The following is a 17,658-nucleotide window of genomic DNA, read 5'->3' on the forward strand; positions in this document are numbered from 1 at the left end:
ATAGGAGCCCGCAACATCGGGGAACGAGATGACCGTCAGTGTCGATATCGACGGCGGGATCGCGATCGTCACGATCGCAAATCCGCCGGTCAATGCCATCAACAAGACCGTGCGGGAGCGGCTGCTGGCCCTGGCGCAGGAGTTCGACGGCAACCCGGCCATCCGGGCCGTCGTCCTGACCGGCGCCGGTACCCTCTTCGTCGCGGGAGCCGATATCACCGAATTCGACCGGCCGGTGGAACCGCCGTTCCTTCCCGACGTCATCGCGCGCATCGAGCGGGCGGAAAAGCCGTGGATCGCGGCGATCCGCGGTGCGGCGCTCGGCGGCGGCCTGGAACTTGCGCTCGGATGCCGCCTGCGGGTGGCGACCGGAACCGCCCGTTTCGCCCTGCCGGAGGTCAATCTCGGCATCATTCCGGGTGCCGGCGGCACGCAGCGCCTGCCGCGGGTGATCGGTGTCGCCGAGGCGATCCGGGTTGTTGCGGAGAACCACACGATGGACGCCGCGGAGGCGGTACGGCTCGGGCTGGTCGATGCGCTGATCGGGGAACCGCTGCTGCGGGGCGCCATCGCCTTCGCGCGCGAAGCGCTCGAAAAGACCTTGCCCCCGCCAAGCCTCGATCGCCCGCCATCCGCCCCCGCGCAAGAGGTCTGGACGGAGGCGGAAAGGAGGATCGCATCGCGCACGAAGGGAGCGTCAGCACCCCTGCAGGCCCTGGAGGCCCTGAAATACGGGATCGAGCAGGATACCGAGGCTGGCCTTGCGCGCGAGCGGTCGACTTTCCTTTCGCTGCGCGGGAGCGAGGAGGCGGCCGCCCTGCGTCACCTGTTCTTCGCCGAACGCGCGGCACTCCGGCCGGCAGACATCCGCGGGATAGCACCGAGGCTTGTCGCGACGGCGGGCGTCGTCGGTGGCGGGACGATGGGTAGCGGCATCACCGCGGTGCTTCTCAATGCCGGTCTTTCCGTCGTGCTTGTCGAGCAGGACACGGCCGGCGTTTCGCGGGCACGCGACGCGATCGCGGGCCTCTTCGAGGCGTCCCGGCGCCGGGGGCAGATAACGGGCGAAGAGGCGGCGGAGCGGTTGAACCGTCTCGAAACGAGCATCGGCTATGACGGCGTGGAGCGGTGCGATCTCGTGATCGAAGCCGTGTTCGAGGATCTCGCGGTCAAGCGCGCCGTCTTCGCCGCGCTGGGGCACATCTGCCGGCCGGATGCGATTCTTGCCACCAACACCTCCTACATCGATCCGCGGCTGATCGCGGAAGGCCTGCCGGGACCGGAGCGTTTTCTGGGCCTGCATTTCTTCAGCCCGGCGCAGATCATGAAACTCCTGGAGATCGTGCCGACGCCGGAAACGGCGCCGGACGTGCTGGCGACGGGCTTCGACCTTGCCCGCCGCCTCGGCAAGATTCCTGTACGCGCTGGCATCTGCGACGGGTTCATCGGCAACCGCATCCTCCGCCGGTTCCGGGCGGAAGCGGAGGCGCTGGTCCGTGGTGGCGTTCCCATTGCCGCCGTGGATGCGGCGATGCGCGGCTTCGGCTTTGCCATGGGGCCGTTCGAAATGCAGGACATGGCGGGCCTCGACATCGCGTTCCTCCATCGCGAGGCGGCCCGCGCGCGGGGCGAGCCCGTGCCGGTTCTGCCTGGCGACCTTCTCGTGCGCGCGGGGCGCAAGGGGCAGAAGACCGGTGGCGGCTGGTATGACTATGCCCCCAGTGACCGCCGTCCCCGGCCCTCCGCCGAAACGGAGCGGATCATCGCGCCGCTCGTGGGACCACGAACGGAGATGGCGGGCGAGGCAATCGTTGCCAGATTGATGGCCGCGATGGCACAGGAAGGGCAGGCGATCCTGAAGGAAGGCATTGCGGCAAACGCTGCCGATATCGACCTCGTCGAGGTCCACGGCTACGGTTTTCCACGGACGCGCGGCGGGCCGATGTTCCAGATGGGCCGCGCCGAAGCAAAGCCCATATGATACGAGCGAGGATTTTACGATGACGACCTATCCCGACACATTGCTTTTCATCGACGGTGTGTGGCGCCCGGCCTCCGGCGGCCGGACCATTCCCGTCCTCAACCCGGCAACGGCCCAGCCGATCGGCACCGTCGCCTGGGCGGATCGTGCCGATCTCGACGAAGCGCTGGCGGCCGTCGACCGTACCTTCCCGCAGTGGAGCGCGACATCGGCCCATGAGCGCGCGAGGCTGATGCGCCGCGCCGCCGATATCCTGCGCGAGCGGGCGGACGAGATCGCCGTCATGATGACGCTGGAACAGGGCAAGCCGATGTCGCAGGCGCGGATGGAGACGCTCGCCGGCGCCGATGTCATCGAGTGGTTCGCCGGCGAAGCGCAGCGCGCCTACGGGCAGGTCATCCCCTCCCGTGCGCCGGATGTGCTGCAGATCACCCTGAAGCGTCCCGTCGGGCCGGTTGCCGCCTTCACGCCGTGGAACTTCCCCATCAACCAGGTCGTCCGCAAGCTTTCCGCAGCGCTTGCCGCCGGCTGCACGATCATCGTCAAGGCCCCGGAGGAAACTCCGGCATCGCCCGCAGCCCTCATCCAAGCCTTCGCCGATGCGGGTATCCCGGCCGGCGTCATCAATCTCGTCTATGGCGTTCCGGCCGAGATTTCGGAATATCTCATCCCGCACCCGGTCATCCGCAAGATCAGCTTCACCGGATCGACACCGGTCGGCAAGCAGCTTGCCGCGCTCGCCGGCGCGCATATGAAGCGCGCCACGATGGAGCTCGGCGGCCATGCGCCGGTCATCGTCGCCGAGGATGCGGACCTCGACCTCGCCGTGAACCTGATGGTCGGCAACAAGTTCCGCAATGCCGGGCAGGTCTGCGTCTCACCCACGCGCTTCCTCGTGCAGGAGAAGCTCGCCGATGCCTTCACCGAGCGGTTCACGGCCGGGGCGAAGGCGGTTCGGGTGGGCAATGGCCTCGATGCCGACATCGAGATGGGACCGCTGGCAAACGACCGCCGCATTCCTGCGCTGGAAAGCCTGATCGGCGACGCCGTCGAGCATGGGGCGACGCTGAAGACGGGCGGCCGCCGCATCGGCAATGAAGGGTGGTTCTTCGAGCCGACCGTGCTGGCCGACGTGCCGGTGGCGGCACGCATCATGAACGAGGAGCCCTTCGGCCCCGTCGCGGTCGTCAACCGCTTCGGCGATCTCGGCGAGGCGATCAGCGAGGCGAACCGCCTGCCCTACGGCCTTGCCGCCTTCGCCTTCACGCGCAGCAGCGCCACCGCGACGCGGCTCGGCAACGAGGTGGAGGCCGGAATGGTCTCCATCAACCATCTGGGCCTGGCCCTGCCCGAAGTTCCCTTCGGCGGCATCAAGGATTCGGGCCACGGCACGGAGGGAGGATCCGAAGCGCTGCAGGCCTATCTCGATACCCGGCTGGTGACCCGCAAGGGCTGACGCGCCGCTACTTTGGCGCTGCCGACGGGAGGAAGGATTCGACTCCCATCGACAAACCGGATTGTTCAGGCCGGCCCATATTGCTGGCCAGAATGCACCCCCGCGACGCAGGTCGCGGGGGTGCATCCGTATCCCTTTCCATTTCACCGACTTGCCTCTTGAGCGCGTGGCCGTATCCTGATGTGCCTTTGCTCCGCGCCACCGGATCCACGGGCCGTTTCGAAGCGGTGAGCCTTCCACCGGCCGATTTCGAGCAACAGCGGGAGAACCAGGATGTCGGAGACCGAACTGAAGCTGGATATCACACCCGATGATCTGGAGGCCCTCGCGGCGTCGGAACTGTTCAGTGAACCGGCCGGCACCCTCGAACAGCACGCGACCTATTTCGACACCCCTGAGAACAGCCTCGAGAGGGCGGGCTTTTCGCTCTGCATATGCCGCTCTGGTGCCGCGCTCGTTCAGACCGTCAAGGCAACCGGTCCGGCGGCGACCCGCTTTGCCCGGCCGCAGTGGGAAATGCCCGTGACGTCGGAGCAGCCCGTCATCGACGGAACGACCCCCTTGGCGTCCAGGTTTGGAGACATCGCCCCTGCGCTTTCGCCCCTGTTCGAGGTCAATGTTCTCCGCCAGACCTGGACCATGGTCGAGAACACATCCCGCATCGAGGTTTCGGCCGACCGCGGCGAGCTCATCGCGGGGGAAAGGCGGCTTGCCGTTTGCGAACTGGAACTCGTATTGAAGGACGGCGAGCTGGTCGATGTTTTCCGGCTGGCGCGAAAGATCGAAGCGATCGCTCCGGTGACGATCGGCGTCCAATCCAGGGCGGAACGCGGTTACCGCCTTCTCGACGCAGCGCCCGTGGCCATCAAGGCCGAGCCTATCTACCTCGACATGGACGATACCGCAGGGCATGCGTTTCGCGTGATCGCCGGATCCTGCTTTCGCCAGTTCCGGCTCAACGAAGCGATCCTGCTTCGTCGGCAAAACGCGGAGGAGGCCCTCCACCAGGCGCGGGTCGCCCTGCGGCGGCTTCGCTCCGCACTCTCGGTGTTCAAGGCCCATCTCGGGGATGAGGCAAAACGATTGTCCGATGCGTTCCGCTGGCTTGCCGGGCTGCTGGGGGACGCCCGTGATCTCGATGTGCTGGTGGCAAAGACGGCGTCGCCTGCGGCACACGGAAACCTTCAGGAGGCGCGAAGGACCGCCCACGAAGCCGCCCTTGCTGCGCTGTCGTCACCCCAGGCCCGGGCTCTCATGATCGATTTCAACGAGTGGCTCCAGTCGGGGAGCTACCGTCGAGAACCCGCCCTCGGCAAGCCCGCGGTCGATTTTGCCGCGCATGCCCTCGACAGACAGCGCAAGAGGCTGAAGAAGAACGGCAAGGACCTCGCCGGGCTGCCCGACGGCGAACGGCACCAGATCCGCAAGGACGCCAAGAAGCTGCGCTATGCGGCCGAGTTCTTCTGCTCGCTGTTCGAAGAGAAACGCGGGGCGCGCCGCTTCGCGCTTTTCTCTGACGCGATGGAAAAGTTGCAGGACCGGCTCGGCGTCTTGAACGACCTCGTCACCGGCCCGGACGTCGCAGCGAAATATGGTCTGGACGACCTGGAAGGGTCGGAGCAGGGGCGCAGTCCCCGCAACAAAACGAAACTGATCGAGCGCTCGCAGGCCGCGTTGGACGACCTGCTCGACGCAAAGAAATTCTGGCGCTGAACAGTCCACCGACACACGAATGCCGGGAGAACCTTCGGCGCCATCGCCACCCGGCATCGCCCGCGCACGATGTCAGGGTGGATTCTTGTCCCGAACTTGATATCCCTCGTGCCTTGCTCAACGTGGCGCCCGTCCATCGGGTGTCGGACAGGCCTGCCAGGAGGAGACATCGTGAGCGCTACGCGACCCCCGAGGGCGAAAGCGTCTGCCGGAAAACAGGCAGCCGGCCGCATGACGCGGGAGGCCTGGATCGAGGCGGGCATTGCGGCGCTTGTCGAGGAGGGTATCGCCAATGTGAAGATCCAGGTCATGGCGAAGACACTCGCCGTGTCGCGCTCGAGCTTCTACTGGTTCTTCGCCGATTTGCAGGAACTGCATGGGGAGCTGCTCGAACACTGGCTGCGCAAGAACACCAGCCCGATCATCGAACGGGCGCTCCGCCCCGCGCCGACGGTCACGAAGGCCGTGTGCCACATCTTCGAATGCTGGGTGGATCCAAGCCTCTTCAGCCCCCGCCTCGATGCGGCGGTCCGCTCCTGGGCGCAGGTGGACGCGTTGGTGCGCGACGTCGTCGACCAGGCGGACGATCAGCGCGTGGACGCCGTCACGCGCATGTTCCAGCGCTACGGCTATCCGGACGACGAGGCCTTCATCCGCGCGCGCGTCCTCTACTTCACGCAGATCGGCCACTACACGCTCGGCATGCGCGACGACCGCGAAATGCGGCTGCGCTTCCTGCGGCCCTATCTCCTCAGTTTCACGGGCCGCACGGCATCGGACGACGAGGTCGAGGCTTTCGAGACATTGATGCGGCGCGTTCAGCCGGACGGCTGACCGATGGACATGTTTGTACGCTTCAGGTTTTTGGTTCTTGAGGCGGTGTTCGGCCAGCGATCCGTTTTCCCATGTATTGTGCCGCAATCTTCTGGACATTAGTGTCCAGAGAGAATACGCATAATGCCTGCCGAGCGGAAACGGCTCGGAGGGGATGGTCTTCAGCCATGGGGCGGCACATGAAGCAGCACTCAGCCTTGCCATCGTGCGGCCGCGCAAGGAGCAACGGCGCGCGATGACACGGCATTACTCCGCCTTCTCGCTCTTCAAGGAGGGCCTCAGGGGCCAGAAGGGCTGGCAGCAGGCCTGGCGCTCGCCACAGCCGAAGCCGCGCTACGACATCCTGATCATCGGCGGCGGCGGACATGGCCTTGCGACGGCCTATTACCTCGCCAGAGTGCACAATATCCGCAATGTCGCTGTCATCGAGAAGGGCTGGCTGGGCGGCGGCAATACCGGCCGCAACACGACCGTCGTGCGCTCGAACTATTTCTTTCCGGAAAGCACGGCGCTCTACGACCTTGCGCTGCGCCTCTATGAAACGCTCGGCCGGGATATCAACTACAACATCATGCTCTCCCAGCGCGGCATCATCACCCTTGCCCATAGCGAGGCGGAGATGGAAATGGCGGCGCGGACCGTCAACGCCATGCAGATCAACGGCACGGATGCCGAACTCTTCGATGCGGAAGACGTGCGGCGCGTGCTGCCGCTGCTCAACGTCTCGCCGCAGGCGCGCTATCCGGTTTTCGGCGGTGTCTGGCAGGGCAGGGCAGGGACGGCGCGCCACGATGCGGTCGCGTGGGGCTATGCCCGCGCCGCCGACAGGCTGGGCGTCGACATCATCCAGTCCTGCGAAGTGGAGGAATTCCTGGTCGAGGGCGGGCGCTGCCGGGGCGTCAGGACGAGCCGCGGCGAGATCCGCGCCGAACGGACGGGCATGGTCGTCGCCGGCCATTCCTCGCATCTTGCGGCCAAGGCCGGCTTCCGCCTGCCGATCACCTCCTATGCCTTGCAGGCCTGCGTTTCCGAGCCGATCAAGCCGGTGCTCGACACGGTCGTGCTGTCCCCCGGAACCGGCACCTATGCCAGCCAGTCGGACAAGGGCGAACTCGTCATCGGCGGTGCCCTCGACCGGGTTCCCTCCTACGGGCAACGCGGCAACCTGCCGGTGCTGGAAGATGTCGTCTCGGGCCTTCTCGAAATGTTCCCGTCGTTCCGCCAGCTCCGGCTGATGCGGCAATGGGCCGGCATCGTCGACGTGACCCCGGATTCATCGCCCATCCTCGGGGAGAGCCCGCTGCCGGGTCTCTTCCTGAACTGCGGCTGGGGAACGGGCGGCTTCAAGGCCATTCCGGCCGGCGGCACGCTGCTCGCCCACCTGCTGGCGACGGGCACGCACCACGACATCAGCCGCCCCTTCGATCTCGACCGCTTCGCACGCGGCCGCTTGATCGATGAAGCCGCCGGCTCCGGCATCGCGCACTAGGAGGCACCCATGCAGCTCTTTCCCTGCCCCTTCTGCGGCCCGCGAAGCGAGAGCGAATTCCATTTCGGCGGAGATGCCGGCAACCATCGCCCGGAAGGGTTTCGCGCCGTGACGGATGGCGAATGGAGCAATTACCTCCATGCACGCAACAATCCGCGCGGGGCGGCAAACGAAATCTGGATGCACATGACCTGCGGCGAGGTCTTCCGCATGGAACGGGATACCGTGCATCATCGCGTGGCACGGTCCTTCGCACCGGGAGAGGGAGACGGTCATGACGGCATGGCGCACTGAGGGCGGCTCCGCCATCGACCGTTCGCGGCCGCTGCGCTTTTCCTTCGACGGGCGCGAGGTCGAGGGCTTTGCCGGCGATACGGTAGCCTCGGCGCTCCTGGCCAGCGGCATCTCCGTCCTCGGCCGCAGCTTCAAGTATCATCGCCCGCGGGGCCTCTGGGGCGCGGGCGTCGAAGAGCCGAACGCCCTTGTCGATATCGCCGGCGGCATGCCGAACACCCGGGCCACGCAGGCGCTCGCCGCCGACGGCATGGCGGTGCGCAGCGTGAATGCCGAACCGAGCGCGCAGAAGGACCGCCACGCCTTCCTCGATGCCTTCTCACGCTTCATTCCGGCCGCCTTCTACTACAAGACCTTCATGTTTCCGGACTGGCATCTCTTCGAGCCGCGCATTCGGCAGATGGCAGGCCTCGGGACGCTTGACGCGGCGGCGCAAGGCCCCGCCTTCGTCGAGCAGGTGAACCACCATTGCGACGTGCTGGTGGTCGGCGCGGGACCGGCGGGCCTGCTTGCCGCCCGCAAGGCGCTGCGCGCCGGTAAGCGCGTGGTTCTCTGCGACGACGGCCGGCAGGCCGGCGGCAGCCTGCTCTTCCGCGCCGCGACCATCGAGGGCAAAACCGGCCCGGAATGGGCGGCGGACGTGGCCGCGAAACTGGCGGGGGGCGGAGCTCTCGTCCTGGCCGGCACGACGGCCTTCGGCATCTACGACCATCACCTGGCCGGCCTCAGCCAGAAGGGCGGGGACGGCGCGCCGGATCGCCTCTGGCGGATCCGCGCCGGGTCGATCGTGCTTGCCACCGGCGCCATCGAACGGCCGCTGCCCTTCGGCAACAATGACCTGCCGGGCATCATGTCGGCGGAAGCCGCGCTCGTCTATCTCCGCCGCTTCGGCGTCGCCGCGGGGCGCAAGGTCGTGGTCGCGACGAACAACGGCCTTGCCTATGAGACGGCGGAGGCCCTGGCCGCGGCCGGGGCGCATGTCACCGTCGTCGATTATCGCGCCGATGCGCCGTCGCCCGCCGGCCTTCGCGTGCTCGCGGGACGCACCATCCTCTCCGCCAGCGGCCGCGGTGCCGTCCATACCGTCAGGCTTTCCGACGGCAGCGTGCTCGAGGCCGACGCCGTGCTTGCCTCCGGCGGCTTCACGCCGACCGTGCATCTTTATTGCCAGGCGCAGGGCAAGCTCGACTGGCGCGACGATATTCTCGCCTTCGTGCCCGGCCGGCCAGTCGAGGGCGTCACGGTGGTGGGTGCCGCTGCCGGCGATTTCGGCCTTCCGGCGGAACTTGCGGAGCGCGCCGGCCGGGCGCTCGGCATCGTCGCGGCCTGGCCGGAACCGGGCACTAGGCAGCGGGTCTGGATCGACCTCCAGAACGACGTCACCGCCAAGGACGTGGAACTCGCCGTGCGGGAAAACTTCGTCTCCGTCGAGCACCTGAAGCGCTATACGACGCTCGGCATGGCGACGGACCAGGGCAAGACCTCCAACGTCAACGGCCTGGCGCTGATGGCGGAACTCACCGGCCGCCGCATTCCCGAGGTCGGCACGACGACCTACCGCCCGCCCTTCACGCCGGTCCCGCTCGCCTCCTTCGCAGGTGCCCGCTCCGGCACGCGCATGAACCCGCTCCGCCGTCTGCCGCTGGAAAAGCAACATCGCGCCGATGGCGCCGTGTTCCGCGACTATGGCGGCTGGCTGCGCCCCGCCTATTATGGCGCCGGCCCCGCGGACACACGCATTCAGGCGGAAGCCCGCGCGGCGCGCGAGGGCGTCGCACTCTTCGACGGCTCGCCGCTCGGCAAGATCGAGGTCATCGGCCCGGATGCCGCAGGGTTTCTCGACTTCATCTACTACAACACCATGTCGACGCTTCCGTCCGGCCGCTGCCGCTACGGTTTCATCCTCACGGAGGGCGGCAACGTCTATGATGACGGCGTGCTGGTCCGGCTCGACGAGAACCGCTTCGTCGTTTCGTGCTCCTCCTCGCATGTGGCGGGCGTGCACGCCCTTCTGGAGGAGTGGCGGCAGGACCGCTTCGACCGGCGGCGCATTTTCATCCACAACGCGACGGCCGAGATGGCGACGCTGACCGTCACCGGCCCACGGGCACGGGCGCTGATGGAGGCCGTCGGCTTCGATATCCCGCTGGACGACGCGGCCCTGCCGCACATGGCCGTCGCTGCCGGCACGTTCGAAGGCATCGCGGTGCGGATCGCCCGCATCAGCTTTACCGGCGACCGCTCCTACGAGATCTCGGTACCCGCCGACCGGGCCGCGGCACTCTGGGCGCGGCTGCGACGGGAAGGCGAGGTTTTCGGTGCGACGTTGCTCGGCCTCGAAGCCCTCATGATCCTGCGCGCCGAAAAAGGCTATATCGTCATCGGCAAGGACACCGACGGCACCAGCCGCCCGATGGATTTCGGCCTCACCGCGCCGCTGGAGCGCAAGAAGGCCGAGTTCATCGGTCGCCGGTCGCTGATCACGGAAGATGCTACACGCGCGGACCGGCGGCAGTTCGTGGGCCTCGAAGCCGTCGACGGCAAGGGCGTATTGCCGACCGGTGCGCACGGCATCGCACGCGAGGGGCGTGGCGTGCGCAGCGCCGGCTATGTCACCTCCAGCTATTTCAGCCCGGCGCTGCAGAAGCCGATCGCGCTGGGGCTGATCGAGCGCGGCCTTTCCCGCATGGGCGACATCATCGAGCTGCAGCACCTTCGGGAGATCAGGCGCGCCCGCATCGTATCCGCCTGCGCCTTCGACGAGGAAGGAAGCCGCCTCCATGCTTGACGTTTCCTCGAAATGGCGGCCCGAGCCGGACTGGGCGCTTGCCCGCCTCTCCGGCCCCGGCATCGCGATCTGCCTCGTCACCGGTCTCACACAGCGCCTCGTCAGCGGTGATGTCGACCGCTTTCTTGCCCGATACGATCTCGGCAGGGATGTCGGCGCGCTGGGCCTTGCCCTTGGCGAGCGCTATGCGGTGCGCGTTGCCCGCGATCGGCTGCTGGTCGTCGGGATTTCCCCTGCAGAGCTGGCGGACGGGTGGCACGACGAGGGCTGGGCCGTGACGACCGTCAGCGCCGCCCTTCGCGTCGTCGAAGCGAGGGGAGAAGGCATCCGCGATCTCCTGGCACGGGGAACGGCGCTGGACCCGGACAATCCCGGGCCTTGCGCCGCCATGTCGTTTGCCGGGATGATGGCGACGATCTACAGGCATGCCGAGGCCGGGACCCTGCGGATTCATGTCGACCGGGGGCTTGCTTCCTATCTGTGGGAGTGGCTCGAATGTCAGCCTCTTCTGGGCGGGATCGGTGAACCCGCCCCAAGATGACGTTTCGTTGTGGAAGGAACGACCCGCGCTGGTGCGGGCGAAAAAGGGAGTTGAGACAGTGAGAAACATTCTGATTATCGGCACGGCCCTCGGCCTGCTCATGAGCACCGCCGCCCGGGCGGAGGACCTGACATTCGCCGTTGCCGGCCCGCTGACCGGGCCGCTCGCCACGATCGGCGACCAGTTCAAGCAGGGTGCGCAGGCCGCCGCCGACGCCATCAACGCCAAGGGCGGCGTGCTGGGCCGCCAGATCAAGCTGCAGTTCGAGGACGACCAGTGCGACCCGAAGCAGGCGGTTTCGGTTGCAAACCGCATCGCCGCCAGCGGCATCCAGTTCGTCGATGGCCATGCCTGCTCGGGCTCCAGCATTCCGGCATCGGCGGTCTATGCCGAGAACGGCACGCTGATGATGAGCCCGGCCTCCTCGAACCCGGTCATGACGGACGATGCCGCCGCCAAGGGCTGGACCAACATCATGCGCCTCTATACCCGCGACGACGCCCAGGGCGCCTTCATCGGCCCCTGGATCGCCAAGCAATATGCCGGCAAGAACGTCGCGGTCCTGCACGACAAGACGGCCTACGGCCAGGGCGTTGCGGATGCCGTGCGCGCCACGATGAATGAAAACGGCCTCAAGGAGATCCTTGCCGAAGGCATCAATGCCGGCGAGAAGGACTACAACGCGCTGGTGACCAAGCTGAAGGATGCCAAGATCGATGTCGTCTACTTCGGCGGCTACCACCCGGAAGCCGGCCTCATCCTGCGCCAGGCCGCCGAGCAGGGCTACTCGTTCCAACTGATCATGCCGGACTCCATCGCCTCGCCCGAATTCTGGCAGGTCGCAGGCCCGGCCGGCGAAGGCACGATGTTCGTCTTCCCGTCCGATCCGCAGGCCAAGCCCGAAGCGAAGGAAGCCGTCGAGAAGATCCAGGCCGGCGGCTTCAAGCCGGAAGGCTTCACCCTCTTCTCCTACGCCGTGATCCAGGCCTTCGCCCAGGGTATCGAGCGCGCCGGCTCGGACGATCCGACCAAGGTGGCCGAAGCCCTGAAGAACGGCCAGCCGATCGACACCGTCGTCGGAACCGTCACCTTCGACGAAAAGGGCGACCTGAAGAACGCCAGCTACGACATCAACCGCTGGAGCAACGGCAACTACGCGCCGATCGCACAGTAATGCCGGTCGGATGGCGCACGTCCGCGGCGCCATCCTTCGAGGATGCGTTCTCTGCAACGAACAGGCCCGGCAACACACCGGGCCTGTTTGCCCAGTGCATGGCGAGCACGGCCTTCTATCGGGCCGAGGCAAGGGAGCGGAGATAGGCGATGACGTCATCGGCGTCGTCGGGTTTCAGGCCGGAAAACGCCATGCGTGTTTTCGGGATCATTTTCTTCGGCCCGGCCAGATAGGCGGCCAGCGTCGCCTCGTCCCATCTGAGACCCTTCCCGCCTTCCGCCTTCATCGCCTCGGAGTATTTTCCATAGTCACCGAGGGAGGCGGCCGGGCGGTCGATGATGCCGACCAGATGGGGGCCGACCTTGTTCACGGGCTGCTCGGCATTGTGGCAGGCGGTGCATTTCTTGAAGACGGCGGCGCCGGCTTCCGCCGAGCCATCGGCGGCATTTGCGGCGACGGGGAGCACCAGAATGGTGAGAACGGCGAGACTTTTCATGCTTGCTCCGCGTTGACGGCAAAAAGCGGCCGGCTGAAGCCGGCCAAAGGTGGCGCGGCTTCACCAGCCGCACGCGATCACCGGCCGCCCTTGGGCGACCGGGGAGGATCGCGGTTTTGCTCAGATCGTGCCGGCGCCCATTTCCCTGGCGATGTAGTCGGCCTGGCGGATGGCGAGCGTGACGATCGTCAGCGTCGGGTTTTCCGCTGCCCCCGTGGTGAACTGGCTGCCATCGGAGACGAACAGGTTCTTGATGTCGTGCGCCTGGCCCCATTTGTTGACGACGCCGTCCTGCGGCTTCTCGCTCATGCGGTTGGTGCCGAGATTGTGCGTCGAGGGATAGGGCGGCGTCGGGAAGCTGCGCGTCGCGCCGACGGCGGCATAGATCGCCTGCCCCTGCTGGTAGGCATGGTTGCGCATGGCGATATCGTTCGCATGGTCGGTGAACCAGACGTCGGGGATCGGCATGCCGTATTTGTCCTTCAATTCGCCATGCAGCTTCACGGCATTCTGTTCCTGCGGCATGTCCTCGCCGACGATCCATAGACCCGCCATGTTGGCGTAGCTGTCCATGGCGGAGGCGAAGGAACGGCCCCAGCCGCCGGGATCGAGGAAGGCCGCCATGAACGGCACGCCGAGTGCCAGCGTCTCCAGCTCGTAGCCGCCGACGAAGCCGCGCGACGGATCGTGTTTGGCCTCGTCGCGGATGATGCCGGCCATGGTCGTGCCGCGGTAGAAATGAACGGGCTTTTCGAACACGGCATAGACCGAACCGGTCGTATGGCGCATGTAGTTCTTGCCGACCTGGCCGGAGGAGTTGGCAAGCCCGTCCGGATATTTGCTCGACGCGGAATTGAGCAGCAGGCGTGGGCTTTCGATGGAATTGCCGGCGACGCAGACGATGCGCGCCTTCTGGCTTTGCAGCGTGCCGTCCTTGTCGGCGTAGACGACGGCCGTGACCTTGCCGCTGTCGTCATGCTCGATCTTGACGACGTGGGAATTCGGCCGCACCTCCAGCTTGCCGGTCGCCTCGCCCTTCGGGATCTCGGTATAGAGCGTCGACCATTTGGCGCCCCATTTGCAGCCCTGGAAACAGAAGCCGGTCTGCTGACAGCTCATGCGGTCGTCGCGATCGGCCGAGTTGATCGCCATGTTGCCGGTGTGACAGTCCTTGTAGCCGAGCTTGTCCGCGCCGGCCTTGAGGATCTTGAAATTGTTGTTGCCGGGCAGGCCCTCGATGCCGTTGGTGCGGGTCACGCCCATCTTGTCCTCGGCCTTGGCATAATAGGGCTCCAGCTCGGCCAGCGTCAGCGGCCAGTCGAGCAGGTTGGCGCCCTCGACCTTGCCGTAGTGCGTCAGCGTCTTGAACTCGTGCTCCTGGAAGCGCAGCGAGGCGCCTGCCCAGTGCGTCGTCGTGCCGCCGACTGCCTTGACGATCCAGGCCGGCAGGTTGGGAAAGTCCTTCGAGACGCGCCAGCCGCCGCCGGTCGTGCGGTGATCCAGCCAGGCGAGCTGGGCGAAGCTGTCCCATTCGTCGTTGATGAAGTCCTCGTGTTCAATGCGCGCGCCGGCTTCGAGCACGACGACGTCGATGCCCTTCTGCGCCAGTTCGTTGCCGAGCGTGCCACCGCCGGCACCCGAACCGATGATGACGACCACGCTGTCGTCGTTGAGATCATAAGGAGCTGCCATGGTTTCCTCCCGAAACATGGGCGATCGGCGTTACACGCCTTGCAGCCGCGCCTCCTCCGGCGCCGGCTGCCGGATCGCCGTCAAAGCCATTCGATGTCGTCGAAACCGCGGGCGATGTAGCCGCCCTTGGAATAGGATTCGCCCTCGTAACCGAAATGCGGCCAGAGCTCCTTCTGGTTATACAGGGAGACCACGAGGTCGCCGCGCACCGCCTGGAAGAAGGGCGTCGCCTCGATCTGCTTGAGAATATCGACGCGGTCGTCCTCCCAGCCGAGGCCACGATAGCCGCCCGCGCCGGCGCGCGTATCGAGGTCGGCGATGCCCGCCTCGATCAGTTCCTTGTGCGCGCCATCCCTGCCGGCCTTCGTGTCATGGCCTTTCACGGCGATGGCATAGAACCGGTCGGCGATGGAATCGTGCGGATAGATGTCACGGGCGAGCTTGATGAGGGTCGCCATGGTGTCCGGCTTCAGCGCCGTCGTCTCCAGGCCCCAGGCCTTGTCGGGACTGATCACCGCATTGCCGGTGATGATGAGCGCAGCGCCGATCGTGCCGCGCTTGAGAAGCTCGCGCCGGGAGAGCCCGGGGCGCTGCTCGTAGATGGTCGTCATGTCGCATTCCTCCCGTTGCATCTGGAACGGGCGGCCCTCCTCCGGCCGCCCGTCCGTTCATTTGAAGCGGCCGTGCCGTTGCAGGACCTCGATCTTGTAGCCGTCAGGATCGGTGACGAAGAAGAAGCGGGCGAGCAGGCCGCCGTCTCGGTTGAACTCGACGATCTTGCCCGTCGTGAAGCCGAGCGCCGATATGCGGGCGTGCTCGCCGTCGAGGTCGGAGACGGAGACGGCGAAATGGCCGTAGCCGTCGCCCAGATTATAGGCTTCGCTGCGGCCCTTGTTGATCGTCAGCTCGAGCTCGAATTCGCTTTCGGTATTGCTCATATAGACGAGCGTGAAGGTCTCGAAGTCGAGCCGGTCGGCCACGTCGAGCCCAAACGCCTTGTTGTAGAAATCCACGGACCGGTCCTCGTCCAGAACCCGGATCATGGAGTGGATCGACTTCGCCACGCTGTTCTTCTCCTGTCTGCAATTCGTGTTGTGAGGAGATTTTGCGCCCGGAATCACGGCCATGGGTAGCAGCCCGTTACCGCACGCAGATTTTCATTTCCGGAGTTTCATGCGAAGGATTTTTCGCCGATCCGGCACCACTGGGATGATTTGACCAAAGCCGGGGGCCGCCGCATAATCACGGCCATAAGAACAAGACTGGAGGATAAACCATGTGTGAGGTCTTTGCGGGCCAGGACCCGCAACGCTATCGGCCTGTCAACCGTTCCGTGCGGATCGGCGGACATTCGACCAGTATCCAGATCGAAGCCGCGTTCTGGGACCTGATCGACGAGATGGCCGCAGGCCAGGGCCTGTCGACGTCCCGCTTCCTCTCGACACTCTATGACGAGGCGCTTGAGATCAACGGCTCGGTGTCGAATTTCGCCTCGCTGTTGAGGACGAGCTGTCTCATCTACATCATGGCCGGCGCGGGAAAATGCGACGGCGCGCGCCAATTCCATATCGTCGCGGCGGAATAGCCCCGCCATCGACATCATCGATGCCTCCGCCGCTATGCGCCGCACGCAGCCGGCCTGGAGATGCTTGACGATCCGTCACAAGCGGGTGGCCGATTTGGCGCGCGGATATACGGTTAGCTGATGACATTCGGCTCCCGATTGCCATATTTAAGGTATTGTCGGATTGGACACGGCCTTTGCAACGGGAGTTACATCAGTGAGCGGACTGCAGAAGGGTATGCTTCTTGGCTTCTTCGCGGCATGCCTGGTGATGGCCGCAGGTCTTCCCTTCCACCAAGCCGATGCCGCAGATTGCCGGGCGGACCCCGAGCCCGAAGTGGATTGGAGCGCCTGCAGCAAGAAGAACCTGATGCTGGGCGGCAGCAATTTCACCGGTGCGAATTTCCGGGATGCCGACCTCAGCTACACAGACATGCGCGAGACGAACCTGACGGCGGCCGTCCTGGAAAAGGCGACGATGATCCGGACCTGGTTCACCGGCGCGCGTATGGAAAAGGCGAATTTCGCACGGGTGGAAGCCTATCGCTCCAGCTTTCAGAAGGTCGTTGCCAAAGGGGCCTCGTTTGCATCCGCCGAACTCCAGCGCGCCGCATTCGACGGCGCCGACCTCAGTTATGCGAGCTTCGAGAAGGCCGATCTCAGCCGCGCGTCCTTCGACGAGACGGTGCTTTCGGGCGCAAGCTTTGCCTATGCGAATCTTTCCCGCGCCGATCTGAGCAAGGCAAGCGTCGCGGGAACGATCGGCCTCGAAAGGGCCTTCATGCTGTTGACGCGGATCGAAGGGCTCGATCTTTCCCGCGCGACCGGTCTCGACCAGTCCCAGATCGACATGGCCTGCGGCGATGCGAAGACCAGGCTTCCGGAGGGCCTCGCGGCGCCGGCAAGCTGGCCGTGCCCAAGGGACTGAGACGTTTCTCTCCGTCATCGCGGCACATCTCCTACGCTTCGCGTTTCGGGAAAACCTTGTCCCCGAATGGCGTTGCCGGGGCCGGCTCTATTTGCCGGCGCTCCCGGTGTCGAAATCCTTCGCCTGTGCTTCGAGCCGCTCGATGAAGCGGGTATAGAGATCTGCGAAGGTCGCCATCTCCTCCTCCGTCCAGTCGCACAGGACCTTTGACAACACCTCTTCCTTGACGCCGTTCACCTGGTCGAGCCAGTGCATGCCGGCCTTCGTCAGCGTGACGATGGTACGCCGCCCGTCCTCCTGGGACGCCGCGCGGCGCACGACGCCGCGCTTGACGAGATCCGCGACGATGCGGCTCGCGCGCGAATGGTCGATCCGCAATTGCTCGGCGAGCGCACCGACCGTGACCTCCTGCTCGAGGCCGAGGCGCCGGACCAGGGACAGGGCGTCGAGATGCGAAAGCTCCAATCCCGCGCCGACGCGCGAAATGGCAAGGCGCCCGATATAGCGCCGGCCGGTCATGATCCGCATCCGTCCCATTGCCGCGCCGATGCGGGCGAAAGCGCTGGTGCCGGCGGCGGCGGTCTTCTGTTCGTCATCGCTGCTCATGTCCATGGGTTAGCAGATTTCCGCCGGCGTCAAAACATATTTGTGCCTTTATCACATATGTGCGATTGACATATATGTGATAAAGGCACACAAACCCGTCAC

16 protein-coding genes are annotated in these 17,658 nt (G+C 65.8%); 11 read left to right on the top strand and 5 right to left on the bottom strand.

Going from position 1 to position 17,658, the window contains the following annotated elements:
* The first annotated feature begins 28 nt into the window (after positions 1–28).
* From shn_RS32545 to shn_RS32585, 9 genes are all read left to right on the top strand, one after another.
* Positions 29–1,981, top strand: coding sequence for a 3-hydroxyacyl-CoA dehydrogenase NAD-binding domain-containing protein (locus shn_RS32545; RefSeq protein ID WP_064334585.1), 1,953 nt, complete (start codon positions 29–31; stop codon positions 1,979–1,981).
* A 19-nt stretch (positions 1,982–2,000) separates the two neighbouring features.
* Positions 2,001–3,437 carry an NAD-dependent succinate-semialdehyde dehydrogenase gene (locus shn_RS32550; RefSeq protein WP_064334586.1) on the top strand — a complete coding sequence of 479 codons (1,437 nt, stop codon included), beginning with the start codon at positions 2,001–2,003 and terminating at the stop codon, positions 3,435–3,437.
* A 273-nt stretch (positions 3,438–3,710) separates the two neighbouring features.
* Positions 3,711–5,150: a CYTH and CHAD domain-containing protein gene (locus tag shn_RS32555; RefSeq protein ID WP_064334587.1), complete on the top strand. Its 1,440-nt coding sequence runs from the start codon at positions 3,711–3,713 to the stop codon at positions 5,148–5,150.
* A gap of 171 nt (positions 5,151–5,321) precedes the next feature.
* On the top strand, positions 5,322–5,984 hold the full coding sequence (locus tag shn_RS32560) for a TetR/AcrR family transcriptional regulator (RefSeq protein ID WP_245337544.1): 663 nt from the start codon (positions 5,322–5,324) through the stop codon (positions 5,982–5,984).
* Positions 5,985–6,219: 235 nt separating this feature from the next.
* Positions 6,220–7,473: a sarcosine oxidase subunit beta family protein gene (locus shn_RS32565; protein ID WP_064334639.1), complete on the top strand. Its 1,254-nt coding sequence runs from the start codon at positions 6,220–6,222 to the stop codon at positions 7,471–7,473.
* Between the two features lie 9 nt (positions 7,474–7,482).
* A complete protein-coding gene (locus shn_RS32570) occupies positions 7,483–7,767 on the top strand; it encodes a sarcosine oxidase subunit delta (protein WP_064334589.1) in 285 nt (94 codons plus the stop codon).
* Positions 7,748–10,555 (top strand): 2Fe-2S iron-sulfur cluster-binding protein, encoded by a 2,808-nt coding sequence (locus tag shn_RS32575; protein ID WP_064334590.1) that lies wholly within the window; start codon positions 7,748–7,750, stop codon positions 10,553–10,555. The genes shn_RS32570 and shn_RS32575 overlap by 20 nt, the downstream gene beginning before the upstream one ends.
* Positions 10,548–11,096, top strand: a complete 549-nt coding sequence (locus shn_RS32580; RefSeq protein WP_064334591.1) for a sarcosine oxidase subunit gamma family protein — start codon at positions 10,548–10,550, stop codon at positions 11,094–11,096. Before shn_RS32575 ends, shn_RS32580 begins: the two co-directional genes overlap by 8 nt.
* 100 nt (positions 11,097–11,196) lie before the next feature.
* Positions 11,197–12,270 carry a branched-chain amino acid ABC transporter substrate-binding protein gene (locus shn_RS32585; protein WP_371328643.1) on the top strand — a complete coding sequence of 358 codons (1,074 nt, stop codon included), beginning with the start codon at positions 11,197–11,199 and terminating at the stop codon, positions 12,268–12,270.
* 115 nt (positions 12,271–12,385) lie between these two features.
* On the opposite strand, the gene shn_RS32590 is transcribed toward shn_RS32585, so the two are convergent.
* The 4 genes from shn_RS32590 to shn_RS32605 form a co-directional block, all read right to left on the bottom strand.
* Positions 12,386–12,766 (bottom strand): cytochrome c family protein, encoded by a 381-nt coding sequence (locus shn_RS32590; RefSeq protein ID WP_064334593.1) that lies wholly within the window; start codon positions 12,764–12,766, stop codon positions 12,386–12,388.
* Positions 12,767–12,886: 120 nt separating this feature from the next.
* Complete coding sequence (locus shn_RS32595) at positions 12,887–14,458, bottom strand: GMC family oxidoreductase (RefSeq protein WP_064334594.1); 1,572 nt, start codon at positions 14,456–14,458, stop codon at positions 12,887–12,889.
* A gap of 80 nt (positions 14,459–14,538) precedes the next feature.
* Positions 14,539–15,069 carry a hypothetical protein gene (locus shn_RS32600; protein WP_064334640.1) on the bottom strand — a complete coding sequence of 177 codons (531 nt, stop codon included), beginning with the start codon at positions 15,067–15,069 and terminating at the stop codon, positions 14,539–14,541.
* Between the two features lie 57 nt (positions 15,070–15,126).
* A complete protein-coding gene (locus shn_RS32605) occupies positions 15,127–15,522 on the bottom strand; it encodes a VOC family protein (protein ID WP_064334595.1) in 396 nt (131 codons plus the stop codon).
* A 212-nt stretch (positions 15,523–15,734) separates the two neighbouring features.
* Between shn_RS32605 and shn_RS32610 the strand changes: the two genes are divergently transcribed.
* The gene (locus tag shn_RS32610; protein WP_064334596.1) at positions 15,735–16,043 is read left to right on the top strand and encodes a ribbon-helix-helix domain-containing protein; all 309 of its coding nucleotides are present in this window, start codon (positions 15,735–15,737) and stop codon (positions 16,041–16,043) included.
* Positions 16,044–16,260: 217 nt separating this feature from the next.
* Entirely contained in the window at positions 16,261–16,950 is a 690-nt protein-coding gene (locus shn_RS32615) for a pentapeptide repeat-containing protein (RefSeq protein WP_064334597.1), read from the top strand.
* A gap of 87 nt (positions 16,951–17,037) precedes the next feature.
* Here the strand turns inward: shn_RS32615 and shn_RS32620 are convergent, their stop codons facing one another.
* Complete coding sequence (locus shn_RS32620; RefSeq protein ID WP_064334598.1) at positions 17,038–17,562, bottom strand: MarR family winged helix-turn-helix transcriptional regulator; 525 nt, start codon at positions 17,560–17,562, stop codon at positions 17,038–17,040.
* Positions 17,563–17,658 lie beyond the last annotated feature (96 nt).

Origin of the sequence: Shinella sp. HZN7 (genome assembly GCF_001652565.1) — a bacterium.
In the GTDB taxonomy this organism is placed as follows: domain Bacteria; phylum Pseudomonadota; class Alphaproteobacteria; order Rhizobiales; family Rhizobiaceae; genus Shinella; species Shinella granuli.